The sequence below is a fragment of the Microbacterium bandirmense genome (assembly GCF_037204185.1).
Classification (GTDB): domain Bacteria; phylum Actinomycetota; class Actinomycetes; order Actinomycetales; family Microbacteriaceae; genus Microbacterium; species Microbacterium bandirmense.
On the sequence record NZ_JBBDGM010000003.1, the window covers coordinates 50,100 to 75,063 of the forward strand.

Annotated in this window: 24 protein-coding genes; 16 read left to right on the forward strand and 8 right to left on the reverse strand. The window is 69.1% G+C overall.

Annotated features, from left to right (window positions below; translation table 11 throughout):
• Positions 1-83: 83 nt before the first annotated feature.
• From ectA to WDU99_RS04025, 3 genes are all read right to left on the reverse strand, one after another.
• A complete protein-coding gene (gene ectA / locus WDU99_RS04015) occupies positions 84-635 on the reverse strand; it encodes a diaminobutyrate acetyltransferase (protein ID WP_337331156.1) in 552 nt (183 codons plus the stop codon).
• Positions 636-765: 130 nt separating this feature from the next.
• Positions 766-1,617 (reverse strand): pyridoxal kinase PdxY, encoded by an 852-nt coding sequence (gene pdxY, locus WDU99_RS04020; RefSeq protein ID WP_337331157.1) that lies wholly within the window; start codon positions 1,615-1,617, stop codon positions 766-768.
• Positions 1,618-1,669: 52 nt separating this feature from the next.
• A complete protein-coding gene (locus tag WDU99_RS04025; protein WP_337331423.1) occupies positions 1,670-2,965 on the reverse strand; it encodes an aminotransferase class I/II-fold pyridoxal phosphate-dependent enzyme in 1,296 nt (431 codons plus the stop codon).
• Between the two features lie 77 nt (positions 2,966-3,042).
• On the opposite strand from WDU99_RS04025, the gene pdxS reads away from it, so the two are divergent.
• From pdxS to pdxT, 3 genes are all read left to right on the forward strand, one after another.
• Positions 3,043-3,942 (forward strand): pyridoxal 5'-phosphate synthase lyase subunit PdxS, encoded by a 900-nt coding sequence (pdxS, locus tag WDU99_RS04030; protein ID WP_337331158.1) that lies wholly within the window; start codon positions 3,043-3,045, stop codon positions 3,940-3,942.
• Between the two features lie 110 nt (positions 3,943-4,052).
• The gene (locus tag WDU99_RS04035; protein WP_337331159.1) at positions 4,053-4,919 is read left to right on the forward strand and encodes an AraC family transcriptional regulator; all 867 of its coding nucleotides are present in this window, start codon (positions 4,053-4,055) and stop codon (positions 4,917-4,919) included.
• A gap of 2 nt (positions 4,920-4,921) precedes the next feature.
• Positions 4,922-5,560 (forward strand): pyridoxal 5'-phosphate synthase glutaminase subunit PdxT, encoded by a 639-nt coding sequence (pdxT, locus tag WDU99_RS04040; RefSeq protein ID WP_337331160.1) that lies wholly within the window; start codon positions 4,922-4,924, stop codon positions 5,558-5,560.
• Here pdxT and WDU99_RS04045 read toward each other — a convergent pair.
• A complete protein-coding gene (locus tag WDU99_RS04045; protein WP_337331161.1) occupies positions 5,544-6,122 on the reverse strand; it encodes a phosphotransferase family protein in 579 nt (192 codons plus the stop codon). The genes pdxT and WDU99_RS04045 overlap by 17 nt on opposite strands.
• Before the next feature lie 87 nt (positions 6,123-6,209).
• Between WDU99_RS04045 and WDU99_RS04050 the strand changes: the two genes are divergently transcribed.
• From WDU99_RS04050 to WDU99_RS04085, 8 genes are all read left to right on the forward strand, one after another.
• Complete coding sequence (locus WDU99_RS04050; protein ID WP_337331162.1) at positions 6,210-6,977, forward strand: YebC/PmpR family DNA-binding transcriptional regulator; 768 nt, start codon at positions 6,210-6,212, stop codon at positions 6,975-6,977.
• A gap of 49 nt (positions 6,978-7,026) precedes the next feature.
• A complete protein-coding gene (ruvC, locus tag WDU99_RS04055) occupies positions 7,027-7,629 on the forward strand; it encodes a crossover junction endodeoxyribonuclease RuvC (RefSeq protein WP_337331163.1) in 603 nt (200 codons plus the stop codon).
• A gap of 9 nt (positions 7,630-7,638) precedes the next feature.
• Positions 7,639-8,247, forward strand: coding sequence for a Holliday junction branch migration protein RuvA (gene ruvA, locus WDU99_RS04060; RefSeq protein ID WP_337331164.1), 609 nt, complete (start codon positions 7,639-7,641; stop codon positions 8,245-8,247).
• Positions 8,240-9,268, forward strand: a complete 1,029-nt coding sequence (ruvB, locus tag WDU99_RS04065; RefSeq protein ID WP_337331165.1) for a Holliday junction branch migration DNA helicase RuvB — start codon at positions 8,240-8,242, stop codon at positions 9,266-9,268. The genes ruvA and ruvB overlap by 8 nt, the downstream gene beginning before the upstream one ends.
• Positions 9,269-9,343: 75 nt before the next feature.
• Positions 9,344-9,784 (forward strand): preprotein translocase subunit YajC, encoded by a 441-nt coding sequence (gene yajC / locus WDU99_RS04070; RefSeq protein WP_337331166.1) that lies wholly within the window; start codon positions 9,344-9,346, stop codon positions 9,782-9,784.
• Positions 9,785-9,819: 35 nt separating this feature from the next.
• A complete protein-coding gene (gene secD, locus WDU99_RS04075) occupies positions 9,820-11,547 on the forward strand; it encodes a protein translocase subunit SecD (RefSeq protein WP_337331167.1) in 1,728 nt (575 codons plus the stop codon).
• Positions 11,547-12,554, forward strand: coding sequence for a protein translocase subunit SecF (gene secF, locus WDU99_RS04080; protein WP_337331168.1), 1,008 nt, complete (start codon positions 11,547-11,549; stop codon positions 12,552-12,554). Before secD ends, secF begins: the two co-directional genes overlap by 1 nt.
• 68 nt (positions 12,555-12,622) lie before the next feature.
• A complete protein-coding gene (locus tag WDU99_RS04085) occupies positions 12,623-14,875 on the forward strand; it encodes a RelA/SpoT family protein (protein ID WP_337331169.1) in 2,253 nt (750 codons plus the stop codon).
• On the opposite strand, the gene WDU99_RS04090 is transcribed toward WDU99_RS04085, so the two are convergent.
• The 3 genes from WDU99_RS04090 to WDU99_RS04100 form a co-directional block, all read right to left on the reverse strand.
• Complete coding sequence (locus WDU99_RS04090; RefSeq protein ID WP_337331170.1) at positions 14,854-15,417, reverse strand: SAM-dependent methyltransferase; 564 nt, start codon at positions 15,415-15,417, stop codon at positions 14,854-14,856. The two genes, WDU99_RS04085 and WDU99_RS04090, sit on opposite strands and share 22 nt — an antisense overlap.
• A 67-nt stretch (positions 15,418-15,484) precedes the next feature.
• Positions 15,485-16,846, reverse strand: a complete 1,362-nt coding sequence (locus WDU99_RS04095) for a DUF349 domain-containing protein (protein WP_420063982.1) — start codon at positions 16,844-16,846, stop codon at positions 15,485-15,487.
• Positions 16,847-16,904: 58 nt separating this feature from the next.
• On the reverse strand, positions 16,905-17,231 hold the full coding sequence (locus WDU99_RS04100) for a hypothetical protein (RefSeq protein ID WP_337331171.1): 327 nt from the start codon (positions 17,229-17,231) through the stop codon (positions 16,905-16,907).
• A 179-nt stretch (positions 17,232-17,410) separates the two neighbouring features.
• Here WDU99_RS04100 and nirB point away from each other — a divergent pair, with 179 nt between their 5' ends.
• Genes nirB through WDU99_RS04120 form a run of 4 tightly spaced genes read left to right on the forward strand, consistent with a single transcriptional unit; the run spans position 17,411 to position 22,300 of the window.
• Complete coding sequence (nirB, locus tag WDU99_RS04105) at positions 17,411-19,987, forward strand: nitrite reductase large subunit NirB (RefSeq protein ID WP_337331172.1); 2,577 nt, start codon at positions 17,411-17,413, stop codon at positions 19,985-19,987.
• Positions 19,984-20,346, forward strand: coding sequence for a nitrite reductase small subunit NirD (gene nirD / locus WDU99_RS04110; protein ID WP_337331173.1), 363 nt, complete (start codon positions 19,984-19,986; stop codon positions 20,344-20,346). Before nirB ends, nirD begins: the two co-directional genes overlap by 4 nt.
• The gene (gene cobA / locus WDU99_RS04115; protein ID WP_337331174.1) at positions 20,343-21,173 is read left to right on the forward strand and encodes a uroporphyrinogen-III C-methyltransferase; all 831 of its coding nucleotides are present in this window, start codon (positions 20,343-20,345) and stop codon (positions 21,171-21,173) included. Before nirD ends, cobA begins: the two co-directional genes overlap by 4 nt.
• A complete protein-coding gene (locus tag WDU99_RS04120; RefSeq protein ID WP_337331175.1) occupies positions 21,170-22,300 on the forward strand; it encodes a uroporphyrinogen-III synthase in 1,131 nt (376 codons plus the stop codon). Before cobA ends, WDU99_RS04120 begins: the two co-directional genes overlap by 4 nt.
• Before the next feature lie 59 nt (positions 22,301-22,359).
• Here the strand turns inward: WDU99_RS04120 and WDU99_RS04125 are convergent, their stop codons facing one another.
• Positions 22,360-23,310, reverse strand: coding sequence for a formate/nitrite transporter family protein (locus WDU99_RS04125; RefSeq protein ID WP_337331176.1), 951 nt, complete (start codon positions 23,308-23,310; stop codon positions 22,360-22,362).
• A 175-nt stretch (positions 23,311-23,485) separates the two neighbouring features.
• Between WDU99_RS04125 and WDU99_RS04130 the strand changes: the two genes are divergently transcribed.
• Positions 23,486-24,823 (forward strand): replication-associated recombination protein A, encoded by a 1,338-nt coding sequence (locus tag WDU99_RS04130; RefSeq protein WP_337331177.1) that lies wholly within the window; start codon positions 23,486-23,488, stop codon positions 24,821-24,823.
• Positions 24,824-24,964 lie beyond the last annotated feature (141 nt).

Here is a 24,964-nt window from a genome sequence, read left to right on the forward strand (position 1 = left end):
CCTGGTGTGTGCGTACGCTCCGGCGTACGCGGCAGCTCGGCGGGTGCCGAGGCTGGGAAGGATTCCCAGACTGGATCTGTCCGTCAGTCCCGTTGGGACGGGGGGAACGGGCCGATCCGATGCAGGCGTTCCGCGTCGTGCTGATCGGGGAAGTCCTGCGCGTCGAACAGTGCGGTGGTCTCCAGCGCGGCTCCCCGCCGGGCGGCGAAGCCGGCGAACAGTCGCTGCGATGCGGTGTTGTCGTCGGTGATGGTCGTCTCGACGCAGCGGAGCGGCACATCACCGGTGCCGGCTGTGTCGATCAGGTCATCGAGCAGTCGTCCAGCGAGACCCGCGCCGCGGTGCTGCGCGTCGACGGCGACCTGCCAGACGAAGAGCCGGTCGGGATGCTCGGGACGCCGGTACCCGAGCACGAAGGCGACGACGTCGTCGCCTTCGAGAGCGACGCGGCAGGTGTCGGCGAAATCGCGCGCGAACACCAGGTACATGTACGAGGAGTTCAGATCCAGCTCGCCGGCGGCGCCGGCCACGCGCCACATGCCGGCACCGTGCGATGCGGCGGGCGCGATGATCGTGATCCTCGCGGGGTCGAGGGCGGTCTGGTGGGCATGGGTGGCTTCGTTGAACGTAGTCATGCGTGCACGACGCTAACGAGGATCATCGGGGTCGGCAAGCCGCGGCGTGTCCCTTTGCGCACCGTTCGCGTCTACGAGAGGGTACGCGTGCGAGCGGGCGCGTCCGCGATCGCGCGCGCGAGGGCCTGCGTCAGCGCACCTGGCGTGCGGCGAACTGCATCCGTGGGTTCGCGTACCTCTCCTGCGCCTCGATCAGTCGCAGCTCGCGGTCATCGGCGTCGAGAGTGGTCTGCAGCAGGTCGAACACGCTCGACACCGTGCGCTCGAGAGCGAGCTTGGCATCGCCGGTGCCGACGTAGTGCGCAGTGAACAGGGCCGCGGTGACATCGCCCGACCCGTTCGCCTTCATCGGGAGGTGCGGGGTGGTGACCAGCCAGGCGCCCTTGCCGTCGACGGCGAGCATCTCGATCGTGCCCTCATCGCGGTCGGGTCGCTCGACCGAGGTGACGAGCACCGTCGACGGGCCCATGGCCATGGCCGCGTCGACCGAGGCGAGCGTCGACTCGAGATCGGCGGGCTCGGTGCCGGTCAGGTAGCCGAGCTCGAACTGGTTCGGGGTGATGATATCGGCGACCGGCACGACGCGATCACGCAGCAGATCAGGGATCGCCGGGGCGACGAAGCAGCCCGACTTCGCGTTGCCCATCACGGGGTCGCACGCGTACACGGCATCCGGATTCTCGGCCTTGAGCTGGGCGACGGCGTCGATGATGACGTCGGCGATGCCTTCGCCGCCCTGGTAGCCGCTGAGCACGGCGTCGATCTGAGGCATGATGCCACGCTCGCGAATGCCGGTGATGACCTCGCGCACGTCGGAGGGATCGATCATCGGGCCGCGCCAGGCGCCGTATCCGGTGTGGTTCGAGAAGTTCACCGTGTACACCGGCACGACGTCGACCCCGATGCGCTGCAGGGGGAAGACGGCGGCTGAGTTGCCGACGTGCCCGTATGCGACGGCCGACTGGATCGAGAGGATCTTCATCCTGACATCCTCTCACCCGTGCGCCCGCGCCCATCACGCGTGAGCGGTGGATTCACACCTGGGCGGCGACGAGGTCGTCGAGCAGGCGGCCCGTGTCGGCATCCGACAGGTCGTGCACGGTGAGCCGCAGGTGATGCGAGGCGGGCGAGCCCTCGTCGAGGCGGAACTCGTCGCCGGTGCGCGCGAGCCAGCCGCGCCGCATGAGGCGTTCGGCCGCGACGCGCGCGGGAACGGTGAGCCGCACCCACAGACTCAGCCCGTCGCTCGAGTGGGTCGGGATGCCGCGTGCGGCCAGTGCAGAGGTGAACGCGGCATTGCGCTCGGCGTAGTGCGTGGCTGCGGCGGCGATCTGCGCGCGCATCGCGGCGTCGGTCAGCTGCGCGTGCGCGAGGCGCTGCAGCAGGTGGCTCACCCAGGTGGTCCCGGGGCTGAGGCGCATGCCGAGACGCTCCGCGGTGGTGGGGTCGGTCGCGGCGAGTGCCAGGCACATGTCGGGTCCGAGGAACTTCGACACCGATCGCACCAGGGCGTACCGGCGGTGGGTCGGCCCGATCAGAGATGCATACGGGTGGGGCGAGAGCAGCGAGAAGTGATCGTCCTCGATGATCAGGACGTACGGATGCTCGGCGAGCACCTCGCGCAGTGCGGCGGCCCGCGCGGGGGAGAGGCTCACCCCTGTCGGGTTCTGGGCGCGGGGCGTGCTGATGATCGCCCGCACTCCGGCATCCAATGCGTTGCGCAGTCCGTCGACCGTCATGCCCTCGTCGTCGACCGGCACCGGCACGGCGCGGTAGCCGCCGAGCCGCACCGTGTGGATGCTGGCGAGGAAGCACGGGTCTTCGAGCGCGACGGCGTCATCGCGCAGCAGTGCTTGGGCGAGCAGGCGTTCGACGGCGTCGACGGCGCCGCTGGTGACGCTGATGCGCAGGTCGTCGCGGCCCAGATCCGTGCGCATCCACTCGTGCGCCCAGGCCTCGAGCCCGGCGTCGATGACGGGTTCGCCGTACAGCACGGGGCGTCCGACGATGCGGCTCAGTGCGGCGGTGGGATCGGGGATCAGCGCCGGATCCGGGTTGCCCGAGCCGATGTCGTGCAGCACTGTGTCGGCCAGGCCCTCCTGCGCCACGCTCTCCGTGCCGGCGATCACGGTGCCTGCGCGCCCGCGCGAGACGACCAGTCCGGCCTGGGCGAGCTGCCGGTAGGCGGCGACGGCTGTGTTGCGGTTGACGCCGAGCGTGCTCGCGAGCTCGCGCACCGGCGGAAGCGCATCGCCGGGGCGCAGCGTGCCGCGCTCGTGCAGTTCCCGCACGCTGCCGGCGATCTCCGCCGCGGTGGTCCCGGTGATCATGTCGTTCACAGGTCGATTCTATGGTGCTATCTTTTGTCATAGGCCAAACAATTCTTTGTCACACATGAGGAGCGACGATGGCATCCGACCAGAACCCGACCACCGGATCGCAGCGCGTCAAGCGCGGACTCGCCGAGATGCTCAAGGGCGGCGTCATCATGGACGTCGTCACCGCCGAGCAGGCGAAGATCGCCGAGGATGCCGGCGCGGTGGCCGTCATGGCGCTTGAGCGGGTGCCCGCCGACATCCGCGCCGAGGGCGGCGTTTCGCGCATGAGCGATCCCGACATGATCGACAGCATCATCGACGCGGTATCGATCCCGGTGATGGCCAAGGCCCGCATCGGTCATTTCGTCGAGGCGCAGGTGCTGCAGGAGCTCGGCGTCGACTACATCGACGAGTCCGAGGTGCTCTCGCCGGCCGACTACGTCAACCACATCGACAAGTGGGGCTTCACGGTTCCGTTCGTCTGCGGGGCGACGAACCTGGGCGAGGCGCTGCGCCGCATCAACGAGGGCGCCGCGATGATCCGCTCGAAGGGCGAGGCCGGCACCGGTGATGTCTCGGAGGCGATGAAGCACATCCGCAAGATCCGCGGCGAGATCGCCGCCCTCGGCTCGCTGTCAAAGGACGAGCTGTACGTCGCGGCCAAGGACCTGCAGGCCCCCTACGAACTCGTCGCCGAGATCGCCGAGACGGGCGAGCTGCCGGTCGTGCTGTTCGTCGCCGGAGGCGTCGCGACGCCCGCGGATGCCGCGATGATGATGCAGCTCGGCGCGGATGGCGTCTTCGTCGGCTCGGGCATCTTCAAGTCGGGTGACCCCGTCGCGCGTGCCAAGGCCATCGTCAAGGCGACCGCCTTCTACGACGACCCGAAGGTCATCGCCGATGTCTCCCGCGGACTCGGCGAGGCGATGGTCGGCATCAACGTCGCCGATCTGCCCGCCCCGCACCGGCTGGCCGAACGCGGCTGGTAGCTTCTCGACGCGGCAGTGCCTCGCGCCTCCGGCACCCGATCGCATCGAACGCGAACGGTCGGGTGCCGGGGGCGGTGCTCCGACGAGAGTGGATGTCGAAGGGAGCCGACATGATCGAGACGTTGAATCACCTCATCGACGAGATCGAGGAGCACCTCGGCGACGTCCCCGACGTCGACGGTGTCGCGCGCGCCTCGGGAACAACCGGCTACCACGTGCGGCGGATGTTCTCGTCGCTGGCGGGGATGTCGGTCTCGGAGTACGTGCGTCGTCGCCGCATGACGGTCGCCGCGGCTGATGTCGTCGGCGACGACGATCTGCTCATGATCGCGGTTCGCTACGGCTACGGTTCGACCGAGGCGTTCGGTCGAGCGTTCCGCGCCGTGCACGGCGTCGCTCACGGCGATGTCCGTCGAGACGGAGGACCCCTTCGCAGCCAACCACAGCTCAGGTTCCGCCTGACCGTCGAAGGGAGCGCCAGCATGGACGCCCGAATCCACGAACAGCCTGCATTCCGTCTGATCGGCCACGCCGCGCGCGTGCCGCTGATCCACGAGGGCGTCAACCCGCACATCCAGGAGCACATCGCCTCGCTCCCGCCGGAAGAGCATGTGCGGCTGAAGTCGCTCAGCAGCACCGAGCCCGCCGGCCTCTTGCAGGTGACGGCCGACGTCGACGACGAGTACACCGAAGGAAGCGCGCTCACGCACCTGCATGGCGTCGCGGTCTCGGCGGAGACACCTGTGCCGGACGACCTCGACGTGATCGACGTCGCCGCCGGAACCTGGGTCGTCTTCCGGATCTCGGGCCCGTTCCCTGCCGCGCTGCAGTCGGCGTGGGCCGCGACGGCGGCCGACTGGTTCCCGTCCAATCCCTGGCGACTGCGCCAGGGGCCGTCGATCGTCGCGATCATCGAACGCGCCGACGACTTCAGCACCGCGGTCTGCGAACTGTGGATGCCCATCGAACGGAGTTGAGAGTGACCGGACTATCCACGGACGGGCAGGGCGAGCGCGTCGGTGTGCTCGCCCTGCAGGGCGATGTACGCGAGCACGTCTCGACGCTGGAGGGACTCGGGGCGGATGTCGTGCGCGTCCGTCGCCCCGAGGAGCTCGCCACAGTCGAAGGACTCGTCATCCCCGGTGGCGAATCCAGCGTGATCGACAAGCTCTCCCGCATCTTCGGCGTGCGCGATCCGATCCGCGCTGCCATCGCCGACGGGATGCCCGTGCTCGGCACGTGCGCCGGACTGATCATGCTCGCCGACACCATCACGGACGCGATCACGGGGCAGCAGACCTTCGGCGGCCTCGACGTCGTGGTGCGGCGCAACGCGTTCGGCCGTCAGGTGGAGTCGTTCGAGGCGTCGCTCGCGGTGCCGGCCCTCGGCGAGCCGCCGGTGCGGGCGACGTTCATCCGCGGTCCGGTCGTCGAGACCGTGGGATCGGATGCCACCGCGCTGGCCACGCTGGACGATGGCCGCGTGGTGGCCGTGGAACAGGGGAACCTGATCGGCATCAGCTTCCATCCCGAGATCTCGGGGGAGACGCGGTTCCACCGGCGGTTCCTCGACCGGGTCGCGGCGCGGCGGACCGCGACACTCACAGCAGCGAGCTGAGCCAGCGCAGAGCGGGCACCGCCTGCGCACGCTGGAACGCCCGCAGCCCCGGCACGCCCAGCGGCTCGGGCTGCGCCTGGGCGAACCAGAAGTACGACGCGATACCGGCGATCAGGGGCAGGTGCTCGTCGGGCTGCGGGGCACCGAACTCCTCGAAGACCGTCCAGGCCACCTCGCACGAGGGGCCGCCACCGGCTTCCACGCTCGGCAGGAGGCTGGGCAGGTCGAACCACGCGGCGCCCCGCACCGCATACGGCCAATCGATGAAGCGTGCGCGGTCGTCTGCGAGCAGGATGTTGTCCGCCCGCAGATCGCCGTGGATCAGCACTGCAGCCTCGCGGCGGTACAGCGCGAGCGAGTCGGCGTGCGCGGCGGCAGGCATCGCCTTGACGAACGCCCGGCCGGATGTGGTGTGGACGGTCCCGGCATAGCCGGCGCTGAACCCGCCGTGTGCAGGGGTGTCGGTGACGAACCGCCCGCCGATGGCGCCGACGACTCGACTCCGCAGTGCAGACGGCAGGGAAGACCAGGGCGGGCGCAGGCGATCGGCTCCGGACGTCATCGCGCCAGTGTAGGGCGCAGAAGCCACCCGTTAGACTGGACGACGCCCTGGGCGCCGCTTCGGGGCGGAACACACGAGCGGAGATATATGTCCGGGCATTCCAAGTGGGCCACGACCAAGCACAAGAAGGCGGTCATCGACGCGCGCCGTGCCAAGTCGTGGGCGAAGCTGATCAAGAACATCGAAGTCGCCGCGAAGCTCGGCGGCGCTGATCTGGCGGGCAACCCGACCCTGTACGACGCCGTCTTCAAGGCCAAGAAGATGTCGGTGCCGAAGGACAACATCGACCGCGCAGTGAAGCGCGGCGCCGGCATCGGCGGCGAGGCCGTCGAGTACTCGTCCATCATGTACGAGGGCTACGGGCCCAACGGCGTGGCCCTGATGATCGAGTGCCTCACCGACAACAAGAACCGCGCGGCCGCCGAGGTGCGCACCGCACTGACCCGCAACGGCGGCACGCTCGCCGACCCCGGGTCGGTCGCCTACAACTTCTCCCGCAAGGGCGTCATCGTCGTGGGTTCCGAGGGCACCACCGAGGACGACGTCATGATGGCGGCCCTCGAGGCCGGCGCCGAGGAGATCGAGCCGCACGCGCAGGGGTTCGAGGTCATCACCGAGGCGACCGATCTCGTCACGGTGCGAAGTGCACTGCAGGAGGCGGGCATCGACTACGAGTCCGCCGACGTCGAGTTCGTGCCGAACCTCAAGGTCGAGATCGACGCCGACACCGCGCGCAAGGTCTTCCGGCTGATCGATGCGCTCGAAGACAGCGATGACGTGCAGAACGTGTTCAGCAACTTCGATCTGCCCGCTGACGTGCAGGCCGAGCTCGAGAACGACGGCGACGACGACTGATCCAGGCGCGCCTCGGCGGCGTCGGGAGCAGCGCCCGTAGCCTGAGGAGATGAGTTCCCTGCGCGTACTCGGCATCGACCCGGGTCTGACCCGGTGCGGCGTCGGGATCGTCGACGTCGACCGGTCTCGGCGAGCGACTCTCGTGCACGTCGGCGTGGTCCGCACTCCGGCGGATGCCGACCTGGCCGAGCGTCTGGCCGGCGTCGCCGCGGGCATCCGCGCCGTCATCGACGAGTACCGCCCGTCGGCGGTCGCCGTCGAGCGTGTCTTCGCACAGCAGAACCGGCAGACGGTGATGGGCACGGCCCAGGCATCCGGCGTCGCCCTCCTCATCGCCGCCGAGGCCGGGCTCCCGGCGGCGACCCACACTCCGAGCGAGGTCAAGGCGGCGGTCACCGGCTACGGATCGGCCGACAAGCGCCAGGTGCAGACGATGATCGCGCGCATCCTGCGTCTCGACGAGCCGCCGCAGCCGGCAGATGCCGCGGATGCCCTGGCCATCGCGCTCTGCCACGCCTGGCGTCGTGATGGCGCGGCGGCCGGTGCCGGTGCCGCGGGCTTGACGCCCGCGCAGCGCGCCTGGGCTGACGCCGAGCGCGTGAGTCGCGTGTCGACTCGTGTCGCTCGAACGGATGTACGACTTGGCCGATAGAGTGAAGGAATGATCTCCTCCCTGCGCGGCTCAGTGCTGCATGCTGCGTCCGGCCAGGTCGTCATCGAGACCGGCGGCGTCGGATTCTCGGTGTTCGTGCCGGCCGACATCGCCACCACCGCGGTCGTGGGGGAGCAGCTGCGACTGCACACCAGCCTGATCGTGCGCGAAGACGCACTCACGCTGTACGGCTTCGGCGACGTCGATGAACTCGAGATCTTCGGCCAGCTGCTCAGCGTCACCGGCGTCGGACCGAAGTCAGCGCTCGGGGTGCTCTCGCACCTCACCGTCGACCAGATCGCCGAGGCGGTCACCTCCGAGGACGACGCGCCGTTCCGGCGCGTCTCCGGCATCGGGCCGAAGACGGCCAAGCTGATCGTGGTGCAGCTGGCGGGCAAGGTGCAGCCTCGGGTTGCGAGCACGCCAGGCACGGCACCGTCGAGCTCGGTGGCCGAGCAGGTGGTCGCGGCGCTCGTGGGACTCGGCTGGTCCGAGAAGGTGGCGGCGGATGCTGTCGCGCAGACGGCCGAACAGGCGAGCGACGCCGAACGCGAGTCGGTGCCGGCACTGCTGCGTCGCACGCTCGCCGCCATGGGGCCGGGCGGTTCCCGTGGCTGAGGCACGCGACGCCGGAGAGGCGCTCGACGAGACCGAGCTCGCGATCGAGGGCGCCCTGCGTCCCGCGAGTCTTCAGGAATTCGTCGGGCAGCCCAAGGTGCGCGGGCAGCTGCAGCTGCTGCTCGAAGCCGCCCGGCTGCAGGAGCGCACGGCCGACCACATCCTGCTGGCCGGACCTCCCGGTCTCGGCAAGACGACGCTCGCGATGATCGTCGCCCACGAGAGCGGTCGGCCGCTGCGTCTGTCCAGCGGCCCCGCGATCCAGCATGCCGGCGACCTCGCCGCGCTGCTGTCGAGCCTCACGCCGGGTGAGGTGCTGTTCATCGATGAGATCCATCGCATGGCGCGCTCCGCCGAGGAGATGCTGTACCTGGCGATGGAGGACTTCCGCATCGACATCATGGTCGGCAAAGGGGCCGGAGCCACCAGCATCCCGCTCGAACTCGCGCCGTTCACCCTGGTGGGTGCGACCACACGCTCGGGTCTGCTGCCGAACCCGCTGCGCGACCGCTTCGGCTTCACCGGCCACCTGGAGTTCTACGACGACGCCGAACTCGAGCAGGTGATCAGCCGCTCGGCGGCAGTGCTCGGCGTGCGTCTGCCCGATGACGCGCTCAGCGAGATCGCCCGTCGGTCCCGTGGCACGCCGCGCATCGCCAACCGCCTGCTGCGCCGGGTGCGCGACTACGCGCTGGTGCACGGCGGCGGGGGAGCAGCGTCGGTCGCCGACGTCCGCGCGGCACTGGAGCTCTACGACGTCGACGCGATCGGACTCGACCGGCTCGACCGCGCCGTCCTCGACGCGCTGGTGCGACGGTTCCGGGGCGGTCCGGTGGGCCTGAGCACGCTGGCGGTCGCTGTCGGAGAAGAGGCCGAGACCGTCGAGAGCGTCGTGGAGCCATACCTGGTGCGCATCGGGTTCCTCGGGCGCACCCCGCGGGGGCGCATCGCGATGCCCGAGGCGTACGCCCATCTGGGCATCACACACCCCGATGGGGTCGCATTGTTCGATGACCTATAATCGCTGAAGACTTCCCGGCTACATCCCCCTACGCACCGCCGCGTTCGGCGTGCACCTCGAAAGGCTTCAACTCTCATGGAAATCATCCTCTTCGGACTTCTCGCAGTGATGCTCGTGTTCATGTTCCTGAACACGCGCAAGCGCCAGAAGCAGATGAAGGAACAGCAGGAGGAGAAGGCCTCGAAGACGGTCCCCGGCGCGAAGGTGCTGCTGCAGGGCGGACTGTACGGAACCGTCGTCTCCTACGACCCGGTCGACCTCGACAAGCCCGCCGAGATCGAACTCGCCCCCGGCGTGGTCATCGAGGTGCACAGCCAGGCGATCCTGCGCATCGTCGACCCCACCGAGGCACCGGATGCCGCGGACGAGGTCGCCGATGACGTCGTGGCCGAGGAGATCACGGAGGACCACCCCGACGTGACGCCCGCGAAGGGCGCCGCTGACGGCATCGAGTCGATCCAGGTCGAGACGCCCGAGGAGACCAAGGCTCGTCTCGAGCGCAACGACGACAACTGACGCCTGCGGGCGCCTCACGCGGAAAGCGGACATACGTGGCATCCTCATCTCCGACCCGCCATGCGTGGCGGGTCCTCCTCGGCCTGCTTCTGGTCACAGCGGCGCTGTTCGGCATCAACGCCCTCGGTGTGTACGGGTTCAAGGAGAGCTCGTGGACCCCGGAGCTCGCCCTTGACCTGCAGGGCGGCACGCAGATCATCCTGAGCGCTCAGACGCCGGACGGCGCCGACCCCACCCAGGAGCAGCTCGATCAGGCCGCGGCGATCATCCGCCAGCGTGTCGATGCCTCCGGCACCGCCGAGGCCGACATCACCACTGAGGGTGGCCGCAACATCGTCGTGCAGATCCCCGGTGTCGCCGACCAGGAGACCCGCGATCGCATCCAGGCGAGCGCACAGCTCGAATTCCGCGCGGTTCTGGTCGCCACAGATCCCGCGACGGAGTTCGTCGGCGAAGACGGCAACAGCACCCCGTACCCCACGCCGAACGAGTCGATGAACGCGGTGCCGACGCCGGAGCCCACCGACGGCAGCGACCCGGCATGGATGACCGAGAAGCAGATCGCGGCCCTGCAGTCGTACGACTGCTCGGCCGAGACCGACCGCTCCAACGCCCCGGCCGACGAGCCTCTGATCGCCTGCGATCCGACCGGCTCGGTCAAGTACCTGCTCGGACCGATGGAGCTCGACGGAACGGTCATCGACGACGCCACCGCCGGCCGGGACCAGACGTCGGGCGCATGGACGGTCAACCTCGAGCTCAACGGTCACGGCACCGAGGTGTTCGGCGACATCAGCCAGCGCCTGAACGCCAACCGCATCGCCGGTCTGAGCCCTCGCGATCAGTTCGCCTTCGTGCTCGACGGCGTCGTGATCTCGGCACCGGTCATGCAGGCCGCGATCCTCAACGGCAAGCCCAGCATCTCGGGCAACTTCACCCAGGAGAGCTCGCAGACGCTCGCCGACCAGCTGCGCTACGGTGCGCTGCCGCTCAGCTTCAACGTTGAGAGCTCCGACACGATCTCGGCCACCCTCGGCTCGCAGCAGCTGCAGATCGGCCTCATCGCGGGCCTGATCGGTCTGGGCCTGGTCGCCATCTACTCACTGCTGAGCTATCGCGCACTCGGCTGGGTGATCATCGCCTCGATCGGTGTGATGGGTGTGCTGACGTACATCATCATCTGCATCCTGGCCTGGCGGATGGGCTTCCGACTGTCGCTGGCCGGTGTGGCAGGTCTGATCGTGTCGATCGGATTCACCGCCGACTCGTTCATCGTCTACTTCGAGCGAATACGAGACGAGCTTCGCGACGGAAAGTCCATCACCGGCGCCGTCGAAGACGGCTGGGGACGCGCGAAGCGCACGATCTACATCTCGAAGTCCATCAACATCCTGGCCGCCGCGGTGCTGTACATCCTCGCCGATGCCACGGTGAAGGGCTTCGCGTTCACCCTGGGCCTGACCACGCTGATCGACGTGTTCATCTTCGTGATCTTCACGCACCCCGTCATGCAGCTGCTCGCGCGCACCCGGTTCTTCGGCGGAGGGCACAAGCTCTCCGGGCTCGACCCCGAGTCGCTCGGCGCGGTGTATCGCGGTCGTGCCCAGTACCGAGAGGCGCAGGTCGGATCCACCGGCCGCGTGGCCCGCAACAAGGGCGCACGCGGTGAGGCTGAGAAGCGCCAGACCATCGCCGAGCGCAAACGCGCGGAGGCTCTCGCCGCGATGGGATCCTCGGATGCCGGAAAGGACTCCGACGACTGATGTTCTCCATGAACGAGTTCGGCAACAACCTGTATTCGGGGAAGACCTCCTTCCCGTTCGTCGCCAAGCGTCGACTGTGGTTCATCATCGCGATCGTGCTGATCATCGGCTCTGCGCTGGTGCCGCTGATCCGTCCGATCCAGTTCTCGATCGAGTTCACCGGTGGATCGCAGTTCGTGGTGGTGAGCCCCGCGACGGCAGCCGACGGCAAGCCGGACCAGGCTCTGGCCACCGATGCGGTGCGGTCCGTGGTGCCCGAGGCCACCACCAAGGTCGTGGTCGTCAACAACCGCGACATCCGCGTGCAGACCGACCAGATGAGCGCGCTCGAGACCCAGCAGGTCACGGAGGCTCTCGCTCAGGCCTACGACGTGAACGTCGAGGAGATCACCAACTCCTTCATCGGACCGGCGTGGGGCGAGAACGTCACCCGTCAGTCCCTCTGGGGCCTGTCGATCTTCCTGGCGCTCACCTTCCTGATCCTGGCGATCTACTTCCGCACCTGGAAGATGTCCGCCGCGGCGATCCTCGGTCTGCTCGACGTGCTCGTGATCACGGTGGGCGTGTACGCCCTGGCCGGCTTCGAGATCTCTCCGGCCGCAGTGATCGGATTCCTCACGATCCTCGCGTATTCGCTGTACGACACGACCGTGGTGTTCGACAAGGTGCGCGAGAACACCACCGAGGATGCCAACCAGACGACTCGCACATTCGGCGAATCGGTGAACCTCGCCGTGAACCAGACTCTGGTCCGCTCGATCAACACCTCCATCGTGGCTGCGCTGCCGGTAGGCGCGATCCTGTTCATCGGTGCCTTCTGGCTCGGCGCCGAGACCCTCACCGACATCTCGCTGTCGATCTTCGTCGGCATCATCGTCGCCACGTACTCGACGCTGTTCGTCGCGGCGCCGCTGTACTCGCTGTTCCGCGAGAAGGAGCCGGCGATCGCAGCGCACGACGCGAAGGTGCACGAGGCCCGCGAGCGCGCTCTCGCTGCCAAGGCCTGACCGTCCGCACGCGGGGTCGGCGACCGCCGGCCCCGCGTAGGATGGTCTGATCGGAACGGGAGAAGCACATGGCGGATTCGCAGGCCACCTCGCAGGGCTCGAGCCTGCGCCGGCTTGTGCCCCGCATCTTCTCGCGCGCACCGCGCGTCAACGATCTCGATAACCTCATCCGCACGGTGCGGGCCAACCACCCGCGCGGTGACCTGCCGATCATCGAGCGCGCCTACCGCGTCGCCCGTGACAAGCATGCCGGACAGCTCCGCCAGAGTGGCGAGCCCTACATCACCCATCCGCTGGCGGTGGCGCAGATCCTCGCCGAGCTCGGGCTGGGCCCGAGGGCGATCGCCGCGGCGCTGCTGCACGACACCGTCGAGGACACCGGGTACGCGCTCACCGAGCTGACCGAGGAGTTCGGTGACGAGGTCGCCATGCTCGTCGACGGCGTCACCAAGCTCGACAAGGTCAAGTACGGCGAGAGCGCCCAGGCCGAGACGGTGCGCAAGATGATCGTGGCGATGTCGAAGGACATCAGGGTGCTGCTGATCAAGCTCGCCGATCGCCTGCACAATGCGCGCACCTGGGGCTTCGTGCCGCCCGAGAAATCGGCGCGGAAGGCCAAGGAGACCCTCGAGATCTACGCGCCGCTCGCGCACCGACTGGGCATCCAGACCATCAAGTCCGAGCTCGAGGACCTCTCGTTCGCGGTGCTGCATCCGAAGATCTACGCCGAGATCAACAGCCTCATCGCTCAGCGCACCCCGCAGCGCGAGAAGTACCTGCAGAACGTCATCGACTCGATCGACGAAGACCTGCGTGAGCTGCGCATCCGCGGCAAGGTGGTCGGCCGTCCCAAGCAGCTGTACTCCGTCTACCAGAAGATGGTGATCCGCGGACGCGAGTTCGACGACATCTACGACCTCATCGGCATCCGCGTGCTGGTGAACTCGGTGCGCGACTGCTACGCGGTGCTCGGTGCGATCCACGCCCGGTGGACACCGCTTCCCGGGCGCTTCAAGGACTACATCGCGACGCCGAAGTTCAACCTGTACCAGTCGCTGCACACGACGGTGATCGGCCCCGCGGGTCGCACCGTCGAGATCCAGATCCGCACGCACGAGATGCACCAGCAGGCGGAGTTCGGCGTCGCCGCGCACTGGATGTACAAGGAGCGCGTGAACGGCGGCAAGGTCGACGCCCGCGTACCGGACACCGATATGGCGTGGCTGGCCCACATCTCGGATTGGCAGGCCGAGACGGCCGACCCGACCGAGTTCCTCGACTCGCTGCGTTTCGAGATCGGCGCGAAAGAGGTGTACGTCTTCACCCCGAAGGGGCGGGTGATCGGGCTGCCGGCCGGCGCGACCACGGTCGATTTCGCGTACGCGGTGCACACCGAGATCGGCCATCGCACGATGGGGGCGAAGGTCAACGGACGGCTGATGCCCCTCGAGACCGAGCTGAAGAGCGGCGACGTCGTCGAGGTGTTCACTTCGAAGAACCCCGATGCGGGCCCCAGCCAGGACTGGCTGACGTTCGTGAAGAGCACCAGGGCGCGCAACAAGATCCGCGGCTGGTTCACGAAGGAGCGTCGCGAAGAGGCGATCGAGCAGGGCAAGGAGTCCATCGCCAGGGCGATGCGCAAGCAGAACCTGCCTCTGCAGCGACTGATGAGCCAGGAGTCCTTCACCCAGGTCGCCCATCAGCTCCGCTACGAAGACGTGTCGGCGCTGTACGCCGCCGTCGGCGAGGGTCACGTCTCGACGCAGTCCGTGATCGAGAAGGTCACCGCACTCGTCGCTGTCGAGCGGGACACGAGCACCGGAGCGATCGAGCTGCCCGGGCGGGTGCCGGCCCGTGAGCCGCGAGGCGGCGACTCGGGCATCCTCGTGCGCGGTGCGGCAGATATCCTCGTCAAGCTGGCCCGCTGCTGCACGCCCGTACCGGGCGATCCGATCGTCGGCTTCGTCACCCGCGGCAGCGGGGTCTCGGTGCACCGCCAGGACTGCGTGAACGTCAAGGCGCTGAGCACTGACTCGGAACGGTTCGTCGATGTCGAGTGGGCGCCGACGACCAAGAGCGTGTTCCGCGTGCAGATCCAGGTCGAGGCACTCGACCGATCGGGGCTGCTCTCCGACGTCACCCGCGTGCTGAGCGAGCATCACGTGAACATCCTGTCGGCCACGGTCACCACCACAGACGAGCGATTGGCCCTCAGCCGCTTCGTCTTCGAGATGGGTGACTCGGTGCATCTCGACCGGGTGCTGAACGCGGTGCGCCGGATCGACGCCGTGTACGACGTCTACCGCGTCACGACCTCCTGATCCGCACGCAGCTCGGCGATGATTCCGCGTGCGGCGCGGATCCCCGGGCGACGATGGAGTGAGTCGACATGGGCGGTGGTCGCAGCGGCGAGCCCGGGTACGACCCGCAGCAGGTCGCGCAGCCAGCTGTCGTCGCCGCCCGCGAGCGCCAGCTCGAAGAGCAGCGTCGTCGCGGTGGCCAGCGGCGTGGTGACGGGGATGCCGCCGATCTGCTGCACGGCGTCGGGGGACAGCCCGCCATCGTGGTAGACGACCCGGGCCGAGGAGTGCGCGCGAAGCCGGGAAGCGCTGCACCGGGTCACGTGGTGCACGACAGGCGGGCTGTCGCGTGCACCGTGCACCCATGCCGCGGACGGACCGCTCGCCGCGGTCTGCGGCGGCAGCAGCATCCCGATGCTCCGTGCGCGCGCCGCAGCGCTCTCGACGGTGTCCGTCGGCATGAACCCCTCGCCGACCTCGACGACGTGCCCGTCGAGACGGGCGGCGCCGAGCTCGGCGAGAGAGAGGCGCTCACCGGGGCGGTAGAACAGGGCGGGATGCACGCTAGACAGTATGAGCCGTGCCGCCCCGCAGTGGGACGGCACGGCTCATGCTGTGGATAACGCGGGCTCAGCCGCCGAGAGCACTGAGCCAGGCGCGACGTGCCGACAGCGCCTCGGTCGCGTCCTTGATGGCGCGCTTGTCACCAGAGGCCTCGGCGTCGGCGAGCTCCTTCTCGAGCTTCTCGATCGCCTCGAGCAGCTGGGCGCTCATGTCGTTCGCGCGTGCCTTGGTCTCGGGGTTGTTCTTCTTCCAGTCGACCTCTTCACGGGCCTTCAGCGCCTGTTCGATGGAGCGCATGCGGTCATCGAGGGCGCGCTCCTTCTCACGCGGGAAGATCCGACCGACCTCGTCCCACTGACGCTGGATGCGGGTGAGCAGAGCACGAGCACGCTTGAGGTCGCTCTCGTCGGCGACGGCCTTGGCCTCGCCAAGCAGCGCCTCGCGGGCCTCGATCTTGGGCGCCGAGTCGGCTTCTTCGGCGGCGGCCTGCTCGGCGCGTGCGGCGTAGAGCGCATCGCCGGCAGCCTTGAACTTCGCCCAGAGGGCGTCGTCCGCCTTGCGTCCTGCGCGGCCGGAGGCCTTCCACTCGTCCAGCAGTGCGCGGTAGGCGGGGATGCCGTCGACGCCGCGGGGCGCCAGTGCCTCGGCGCGCTCGATGAGTCTGGACTTCGCGTCACGTGCGACGCGGTGCACATCGTCGAGCTCGGAGAAGAACGCGCGGCGGGCCTTGTCGACCGTCGACCGTGCGGTGCGGAATCTCTTCCAGAGCTGCTGTGCCGTGCCCTTGGGCAGACGGGGGCCGTCCTGCTGATGTGCCTGCCACGCGTCGAACAGTTCGGTCATCTCGGCGGTGACCTGCTTCCACTGCACCTTCGCGAGATCGCGGGCGGCGATCGCCTCGGCCTTCTCCACGATCACAGTGCGCTCGGCGATGGCGGCATCGAGCGCCTCCTTGGCCGCGGCGGCCTCCTTGGCGGTCGCCTCCGACAGTGACGAGATGAGTGTCTCGATGCGCGTGCGAAGACCGGCGAGGTCTCCGACCGCGGCGGCGTCGGTCGCTTCGCCCAGCAGATGCCTGGCCTGCTTGGTCAGGTCGGATGCCGATGCGCCGCCACCCTGAGCGCGCGTCTCGAGCGTGCCGAGCTTGACCGCCAGGTCGTCGTACTTGCGCGCGTAGTAGGCCAGTGCCTCTTCTGCGGTGCCATCGGGGTACTGGCCGACCGCCCGCCAGGACTCGCCCTCGCGCACCTCGACTGTGCCGTCCTCTGTGACGCGGCCCCATTCGGCGGCGTCGGATGAGGTGACGCTGGTGGCAGCGGGCGTGACCGCGGGTGCCGGTGCCACGACGGGCATCGGCTTGCGGGGCGGGGCCGGCACCGGTGGACCGGGGACGGGAGGGGTGGGCTTGGCGGCGTTGTCGTCAGACACGATTCTCTCCTTGCGCGGTCATCCCGCGGGAGTGGGAAGGGACGAAGCTCAGCCTAGTTCACTCGCCGGTCGTCTGCGTGGGCTCAGGAGTGGGCGACGCCGGCGTCGAATCGGTGGGCGAGGGGGTGGGTGTCGGCTGCTCCGTGGGCACCGTCGTCTGCGTGGGAGCCGGCGTCGGTTCCGACCCGGTGGCGAGTCCGAGCATGGTCTGGCTGACGATGGCCCCGATGACGATGAGCCCGCCGACGATCACGGCGATCCACGTGTCGCGCCGACGACGGCTCACCTGCTTCTCATGCCACATCGTGCGCGCCGTGTAGAGCCGCGCCCGCTCGGCCTCCGTGCGCGTGCGCTGCCGCGCACCGCGGGAACCGCGTACCGCCATCGTCATTCCTCTCCGTGCGACCGCGGAGGTGCGGCCGACTGCCCCAGTGAGCCTACCGTCGGCATCGCCTCACATCATCGTTATGCGTTTGTGAGCAGATCGTTCGACGCGCGAAACACGGCATGGCGGGTTCCCGAAACACGAGCCTCGTAACTTCATGACATCGCAGAGGAGGACTGATGAGCGTGAGTGGGATGGCAGAGCCGGTGGTCGTCGTCGGTGCCGGCATGGTGGCGCATCGCTTCGTCGACAGCCTGCTCAGCGGAGCGGACGTCGAGTGCCGCGTGACAGTCCTGGGAGAAGAGTCGCACGCACCCTACGACCGGGTCGCGCTCACCTCGTTCTTCTCCGGAGTCTCGCCGGCGGATCTGACCCTCGACCAGACGGTGTTCGACGACGACAGAGTCACGCTCGTCTGCGGGGATCCCGTGGCGGCGATCGATCGGGATGCGCGCACGGTGCGCACCCGCTCCGGCGCCACGCACGGCTATGGACGACTCGTGCTGGCCACCGGCTCAAAGGCGCAGCGCGTAGCCGTGCCCGGCAGCGAGCTGCCCGGCTGCTTCGTGTACCGCACGCTCGACGACGTCGCACTGATGAGCGCACACGTCGAGGCGCGCGAGTCCCTACTCGGACGCCCGCTGCGTGGCGCCGTCATCGGCGGTGGCCTGCTGGGCCTCGAGGCCGCGGGCGCTCTGCAGGAGATGGGTGTGGACTGCACCGTCGTGCAGTCGTCGGATCGGCTGATGTCCGCGCAACTCGATGTCGCCGGTGGCCGGATGCTACAGCGGCTCATCGAATCACGCGGCATCGACGTGCGTGTCGACAGCCGCACCTCGCAGCTCACCTGCGATGAGTCCGGCGCTGTGGCCGGCGTACGGTTCACCGACGGTGACGGGATGGACGCCGATGTCGTCGTGTTCACCGTCGGTGTCAGTCCCCGAGACGAGCTCGCCCGCGCGGCCGGCCTCGGCATCCACCCGCGCGGTGGCGTGCTCATCGATGACGCGTGCCGCACCGACGATCCCGACATCCTCGCCATCGGCGAGGTGGCGAACTTCGAGGGCCGATGCGTCGGCCTGGTCGCCCCCGGATACGCGATGGCGGAGGTCGCTGCGGCACGACTGCTGGGCAGGGACGCGTCGTTCCCCGGCTTCGACGACTCCACGAAGCTGAAACTGTCCGGTGTCGACGTGGCCAGCTTCGGCGATGCGATGGCGGTCACGCCCGACGCCCTCGACGTGGTGTACACGGACCCGATCGCCGGCGTCTACAAGAAGCTCGTGCTCTCGGACGATGCCCACACGCTGCTGGGCGGGATCCTCGTCGGCGATGCCTCGGCGTACGGTGCGCTGCGTCCGCTCGTCGGCGCGCCGCTCGGAGGCGATCCCGCCGCGTACCTTCTCCCCGAGGAGCGCACCGAGAGCGCGTCCGCCGAACTGCCCGACGCGGCCGTGGTGTGCGCCTGCTCGGGCGTCACCGCGGGACGCATCCGCGAGGCTGTGCACGAGGAGGGCTGCACGGACGCCGCCGAGGTGAAGGGATGCACGCGCGCCGGCGCGACCTGCGGGTCGTGCGTGTTCATGGTCACCAAGATCGTCGGCGCCGAGCTCGCCAAGACGGGGCGTGCGGCATCCACCGCACTGTGCGAGCACTTCGACATGTCGCGACGTCTGCTCTTCGATGCTGTGCGCATCTCGGGGCTGCGCACCTTCAGCGCCGTCATCGACCGCTTCGGTCGCGGTCGCGGATGCGACATCTGCAAGCCCGTCCTCGCCAGCATCCTCGCGGTGCTCGTCGGCGACCACGTGCTCGACGGCGAGAACGCCAGCCTGCAGGACACGAACGATCACGTCATGGCGAACATGCAGAAGGACGGCACGTACTCGGTGGTGCCCCGGATGCCCGGTGGCGAGGTGACTCCCGCCGGTCTCATCGCGATCGGACGGATCGCCGACGAGTACGGCCTCTACACGAAGATCACCGGCGGACAGCGGATCGACATGTTCGGCGCCCGGCTCGAGCAGCTGCCGGCCATCTGGGCACAGCTCGTCGAGGCGGGCTTCGAGTCGGGACAGGCCTACGGCAAGGCCCTGCGCACGGTGAAGTCGTGCGTCGGCTCGACCTGGTGCCGGTACGGCGTGCAGGACTCGGTCGGCATGGCGGTGCGTCTCGAGCTGCGATACCGCGGCCTGCGGGCACCGCACAAGCTCAAGGTCGGTGTCTCGGGCTGCGCGCGTGAGTGCGCGGAGGCACGCGGCAAGGACGTCGGCGTCATCGCCACCGAGACCGGATGGAACATGTACGTCGGCGGCAACGGCGGCTTCTCGCCGCGACACGCGCAGCTGCTCGCCTCGGATCTGGACGACGAGGGGCTCATCCGCGCCATCGACCGCTTCTTCATGTACTACATCCGCACCGCCGACCGTCTGCAGCGCACGGCATCGTGGTGTGAGGACCTGGAAGGCGGTCTGGACGGGCTGCGGAGCGTGATCTTCGACGACAGTCTCGGCCTGTGCGCCGACATGGATGCCGCCATGGCGAGCCACGTCGCACGCTACGAGGACGAATGGGCGGCGACGCTGCGGGATCCCGAGAAGCTGCGCCGCTTCGGTTCCTTCGTCAACGCCGCCGACACCCCTGACCCCTCGCTGGCGTACGTTCCCGTGCGCGGGCAGATGCGCCCCGCCACCTCTGAGGAGCGGGCGTCCGCGGGAGTGCTCATCGCAGGAACGACACTGGAGGTACGTCGATGACCATGACAGCCACGCTGGACACGCTCGTGCGGGTGTGCTCACTCGCCGATCTGGAGGTCGAGCGCGGGCGCGCCGCCCTGTTCGGCTCCACCCAGATCGCCCTGTTCCTGCTCGCGGACGGCACGGTCCACGCCGTGTCGAACCTCGACCCCTACAGCGGTGCGCACGTGATGTCCCGGGGGATCGTCGGAACGCGTCACGACGCCCCCACCGTCGCCTCGCCGATGCATAAGCAGGTCTTCGACCTGCGCACGGGCGTCTGCATCGCCACGCAGGGCCGGGGCCCGGCCACCCTCAGGGTGTGGGACGTGGTGGTGCGCGACGGTGAGGTGCTGCTCGATCTCGAGGAGCGGCGATGACGGCCCGCGCCGCCCGCGAACCGCACGACGCCGTCGTCGGCCGCGTCGACCTGGTCGGCGGCGGACCGGGACCGGCGGATCTGATGACCGTGCGCGCCCACCGCCTGCTCTCCGAGGCCGACGTCGTGGTCGCCGATCGTCTCGGTCCCACGGCAGAAGTCCTTCGTGCGCTGGACCCCCGCGTGCAGGTCATAGATGTCGGCAAGCGGCCCGGGCACCACACCGCCACGCAGGACGAGATCAACCGCCTCATCGTCGACCACGCGCTGGCCGGACGACGCGTCGTCCGGCTGAAGGGCGGCGACCCGTTCGTCTTCGGGCGCGGAGGAGAGGAGATGCTCGCCTGCATCGCTGCCGGGGTGCCCGTCGCGGTCATTCCCGGGGTGTCGAGCGTCATCTCGGTGCCGCAGGCCGCGGGCATCCCCGTGACCCACCGTGGCACCGCCTCGGCGTTCCATGTCGTCAACGGGCAGGGGGCGGTCACCGAGTCCACCCTCGCCGCCCTGTCGGATCCGACGGTGACCACCGTGGTGCTCATGGGAGTCACGGCTCTGCCGCGGATCGTCGAAGCGGCGCTCGCGCACGGTATTCCGCCGGAGCGCCCGCTCGCCTTCGTGGAGAGCGGGCACACGCGGCGGCAGCGCATCACGCGCACCGAGCTGGGCGGCGCCGCGGAGACGGCCGGTGCGATCGGTCTGTCCAATCCGGCCGTGATCGTGATCGGCGAGGTCGCCCGGGCGGGCCTGTTCCTGCCCGAGCCCGCACTGCCCGCGCGCGAACCGCTCGAGATCCTCGAGATCCTCGAGACGCTCGAGGCGCTCGCGTGACGCGGGAGCGACTGCCCCACGACGCACTCACCGGATGCACGATCGTCATCGCCGCAGATCGCCGCTCCGGCGATCTCGCCGCCGCGCTGGAACGCCGCGGTGCGGTCGTGCACCGGGCACCGGCCCTGAGCATCGTCCCGGCCACGGATGACGAACAGCTGCTGGCGCGTTCGCGCGAGCTCATCGCTTCGCCCCCGGACATCGTCGTGGTCACCACCGGCGTCGGACTGCGCGGGTGGATGGATGCCGCGCACGAGAGCGACCTGCAGGAGGCGCTGTCGGCCGCGCTGGCGTCGGCGCAGTTCATCGCGCGGGGCCCCAAGGCGCACGGGGCGATCCAGCAGGCCGGATTCAGCGCCGACTGGGTCGCCGGATCGGAGACGTCGAGCGAGGTCGCAGCGCATCTGGTCTCCGCCGGTGTGGAAGGGCGTCGCATCGCGGTGCAGCACCACGGCGCCGGTTCCGACGGGCTGGACGAGCTGCTCACTCGACACGGTGCGGAGGTCGTGCCGCTGACGGTGTACCGATGGGGTCCGCCGCCCGATCCCGAAGCTGCGCGACGATCCGTGCTGCACGCGGCGTCGGGCGCGGTCGACGCCGTGCTCTTCACATCGGCCCCGGGCACCGCGGCCTGGATCCGCGTCGCTGAGCGCACCGGCGCGCTCGAGGCGATCAGGGAACGTGCCGAGGACGGACGCCTGCTGCTCGCGGCGGTCGGTCCGATCACCGCGGGAGCTCTGCACGCCGCGAGCCTGCATGCGACCATCGCCGCACGCGGCCGGCTGGGCTCTCTGGTGCGGTGCGTCGTCGATCACTTCGCCGCCGGCACAGTGCCCAGTGCTGCGATCGCCGACGGTCGCATCGAGGTGCGCAGCGGGGGAGCGCTGATCGGCGACCGGTTCGTGCCGCTGTCGCCGGCCTCATCGAGCATCCTCTCCGCGCTGGTCGGCGCGCGCGGACGCGTGCTCTCCCGCGAGGAGCTCGGACGTGACCTGCCTCGAGGGGGTCGGAGCTCTCACGCCGTCGAGATGGCGGTGGCGCGCCTGCGCGATTCCCTCGGTTCGCCGGACACAGTGCAGACCATCATCAAACGCGGCTATCGGCTGGCGGTCGACGAACCATCCTGACCTCGCCGGATGCGGATGTGGGGCGCGACCGGATGGTCGCGCCCCACACTCTTGTCGGTTCAGATGCGCGCGATCTCGCGCTCGCGCTCATCGCGGGCGGGATCCTCGACGCGGGCGGCATCCGCGACGATCTCCGTGCCCTCGGCGCCAGCGGCCGGGTCGGTGTGATCGCCGACGGATGCGACGGGCAGCGCCGCACGGCTCCGCACGCGGCGCGTGCCGGTCTTGGCGTATGTCAGGTACAGCGGAAGCCCGACGAACAGCAGGCCGCCGAACAGGTTGCCGACGACGGTGGGGATCTCGTTCCAGATGAGGTAGTCCCACAGGGTGAAGTCGGCGCCCAGCATGAGGCCCGACGGGAACAGGAACATGTTGACCACCGAGTGCTCGAACCCCATGTAGAAGAACAGCATGATCGGAAGCCACATCGCGAGGATCTTGCCCGTGACGCTGTCAGAGGCCATCGCCAGCACGACGCCCGTCGACACCAGCCAGTTGCAGAGCACGCCGCGGATGAACAGCGTCAGCATCCCGGCCGCGCCGTGGTCGGCGTAGCCGACGGTGCGGCCGTGGCCGATCTCACTGATCGCCTGCCCCACGGCGCTGGGCTCGGCGGAGAAGCCGTAGGTGAAGTAGATCGCCATGAGCAGTGCCACCGTGATCGCGCCGCCGAGGTTGCCCAGGAACACCAGGCCCCAGTTGCGCAGCATGGACCGCGCGGTGGCGCCCGGCCTGCGGGCCATGACCGCGAGCGGACCGAGGGTGAACACCCCGGTGAGCAGGTCGTACCCGAACAGGTACAGGATGACGAAGCCGACGGGGAACAGGATCGCCCCCAGCAGCGCCTGCCCGGTCTGGGCGGAGACGGTGACGGCGAAGGCCGCCCCCATCGTGAGCAGTGCGGCGCCCATGAAGGCGCGCAGCAGCGTGTCGCGGGTGGACAGCTGCATCTTGGCTGCGCCGGCGTCGAGCATGCGGCTGACGAGTTCGGCGGGCTTGACGTAGGACACGGGACCTCCTGTGACGGGAGCCCGGGCGGGCTCGTTCACACCAGGGTCGTCGCACCGCGTTTCGGGGGATCGTGTGCACCGTTACGACTGTGGAACGAAGCCCTCACGCCGCCGCCGGCGTCGTGTGAGCCGCGACTCGAGCGCTGAGTGTCGGTCACGCCAGTAGCCTGGAGACATGACCTCCGCCGCGTCCCTGATGTCGGGACAGACACCACTGGCCGTGCGCATGCGGCCGGTGTCCCTCGACGAGGTCGCCGGGCAGCAGCACCTGCTGCGCGCGGGCTCGCCCATCGTGGCCCTGGCCGATCCGCAGGCGAAGGCCCCGGGAGCGGTGTCGATCATCCTGTGGGGGCCGCCCGGAACGGGCAAGACCACGCTCGCCCAGGCGATCGCCCGCTCATCAGGGCGCCGCTTCGTCGAGCTCTCGGCGATCACCGCCGGGGTGAAGGACGTGCGCGAGGTGATGCAGGATGCGATCACCCAGCGCGATCTGTACGGTCAGACGACCATCCTCTTCCTCGACGAGATCCATCGCTTCACCAAGGCCCAGCAGGACGCGCTGCTGCCCGGCGTCGAGAACGGCTGGGTGATCCTGATCGCCGCGACCACCGAGAACCCGTCGTTCTCGGTGATCTCGCCGCTGCTGTCGCGCTCGCTGCTGCTCACCCTGCAGCCGCTCACCGATGACGACATCGGCGTCCTCGTCGACCGGGCGACGACCGACGCGCGGGGACTCGCCGATGCGGTGCGTCTCGCCGACGACGCACGGGCGGCCCTGATCCGTTTGGCATCCGGCGACGCCCGCCGCGCGCTGACTGGACTCGAGGCGGCTGCTGCGGTCGCGCTGTCGAAGGCGGAGGGCGCTGAGGATGCCATCGCCGAGGTGACCGACGAGGACGTCTCGCAGGCCGTCGACCGCGCGCTGCTGCGCTACGACCGACAGGGTGATGAGCACTACGACGTCATCAGCGCGTTCATCAAGTCGATCCGCGGATCCGATCCGGATGCCGCTGTGCACTATCTGGCGCGCATGATCGAGGCGGGGGAGGACCCGCGCTTCATCGCGCGCCGCCTCGTCATCTCGGCCGCCGAGGACATCGGCCTCGCCGACCCGCAGGCACTCACGATAGCGAACGCGGCGGCGGATGCGGTGGCGTTCATCGGGATGCCCGAGGGCCGCATCCCGCTCGCCGAGGCCACCATCTACCTGGCGACCACCGCCAAGTCGAACGCCGCGTACACGGCCATCAACCAGGCGATCGCCGACGTGCGCGCCGGTGGGTTCGGGCGCGTTCCCATCCACCTCCGCGACGCGCACTACGCCGGGGCGAAGCGTCTGGGGCACGGCAAGGGCTACCGTTATCCGCACGACAGCGAGGTCGGCATCCTGCCGCAGCAGTACCTGCCCGACGAGCTCGACGGCCGACGCTACTACGAACCCAAGAACCTCGGCGCCGAGCGCGACGTCTCGGCGCGGCTCGAGAGGATCAGACGCATCCTCGGCGATCGGTGAGCCTCGATCTGTTAGCATTGAGCGGCTCGAAACAGAGTTTTCGGGCATCCCTCCACTCATCCACCCTCGGGTGGGAACCGTCATGGCGCCCCGGCGTGCGTCCAGCGGCAGAGCGGGGGAGATACGCCCGTGAGACGCGAA

What these genes read in the sequence shown, in the direction of transcription:
- nirB (WP_337331172.1), top strand. Translation starts at nt 17,411, where the DNA reads ATGAGCGTGAGTGGGATGGCAGAGCCGGTGGTCGTCGTCGGTGCCGGC.
- ectA (WP_337331156.1), bottom strand. Translation starts at nt 635, where the DNA reads ATGACTACGTTCAACGAAGCCACCCATGCCCACCAGACCGCCCTCGAC.
- WDU99_RS04025 (WP_337331423.1), bottom strand. Translation starts at nt 2,965, where the DNA reads ATGATCACCGGGACCACCGCGGCGGAGATCGCCGGCAGCGTGCGGGAA.
- WDU99_RS04050 (WP_337331162.1), top strand. Translation starts at nt 6,210, where the DNA reads ATGTCCGGGCATTCCAAGTGGGCCACGACCAAGCACAAGAAGGCGGTC.
- WDU99_RS04045 (WP_337331161.1), bottom strand. Translation starts at nt 6,122, where the DNA reads ATGACGTCCGGAGCCGATCGCCTGCGCCCGCCCTGGTCTTCCCTGCCG.
- ruvC (WP_337331163.1), top strand. Translation starts at nt 7,027, where the DNA reads ATGAGTTCCCTGCGCGTACTCGGCATCGACCCGGGTCTGACCCGGTGC.
- WDU99_RS04085 (WP_337331169.1), top strand. Translation starts at nt 12,623, where the DNA reads ATGGCGGATTCGCAGGCCACCTCGCAGGGCTCGAGCCTGCGCCGGCTT.
- ruvA (WP_337331164.1), top strand. Translation starts at nt 7,639, where the DNA reads ATGATCTCCTCCCTGCGCGGCTCAGTGCTGCATGCTGCGTCCGGCCAG.
- pdxS (WP_337331158.1), top strand. Translation starts at nt 3,043, where the DNA reads ATGGCATCCGACCAGAACCCGACCACCGGATCGCAGCGCGTCAAGCGC.
- pdxY (WP_337331157.1), bottom strand. Translation starts at nt 1,617, where the DNA reads ATGAAGATCCTCTCGATCCAGTCGGCCGTCGCATACGGGCACGTCGGC.
- WDU99_RS04130 (WP_337331177.1), top strand. Translation starts at nt 23,486, where the DNA reads ATGACCTCCGCCGCGTCCCTGATGTCGGGACAGACACCACTGGCCGTG.
- yajC (WP_337331166.1), top strand. Translation starts at nt 9,344, where the DNA reads ATGGAAATCATCCTCTTCGGACTTCTCGCAGTGATGCTCGTGTTCATG.
- nirD (WP_337331173.1), top strand. Translation starts at nt 19,984, where the DNA reads ATGACCATGACAGCCACGCTGGACACGCTCGTGCGGGTGTGCTCACTC.
- WDU99_RS04035 (WP_337331159.1), top strand. Translation starts at nt 4,053, where the DNA reads ATGATCGAGACGTTGAATCACCTCATCGACGAGATCGAGGAGCACCTC.
- cobA (WP_337331174.1), top strand. Translation starts at nt 20,343, where the DNA reads ATGACGGCCCGCGCCGCCCGCGAACCGCACGACGCCGTCGTCGGCCGC.
- WDU99_RS04100 (WP_337331171.1), bottom strand. Translation starts at nt 17,231, where the DNA reads ATGGCGGTACGCGGTTCCCGCGGTGCGCGGCAGCGCACGCGCACGGAG.
- secF (WP_337331168.1), top strand. Translation starts at nt 11,547, where the DNA reads ATGTTCTCCATGAACGAGTTCGGCAACAACCTGTATTCGGGGAAGACC.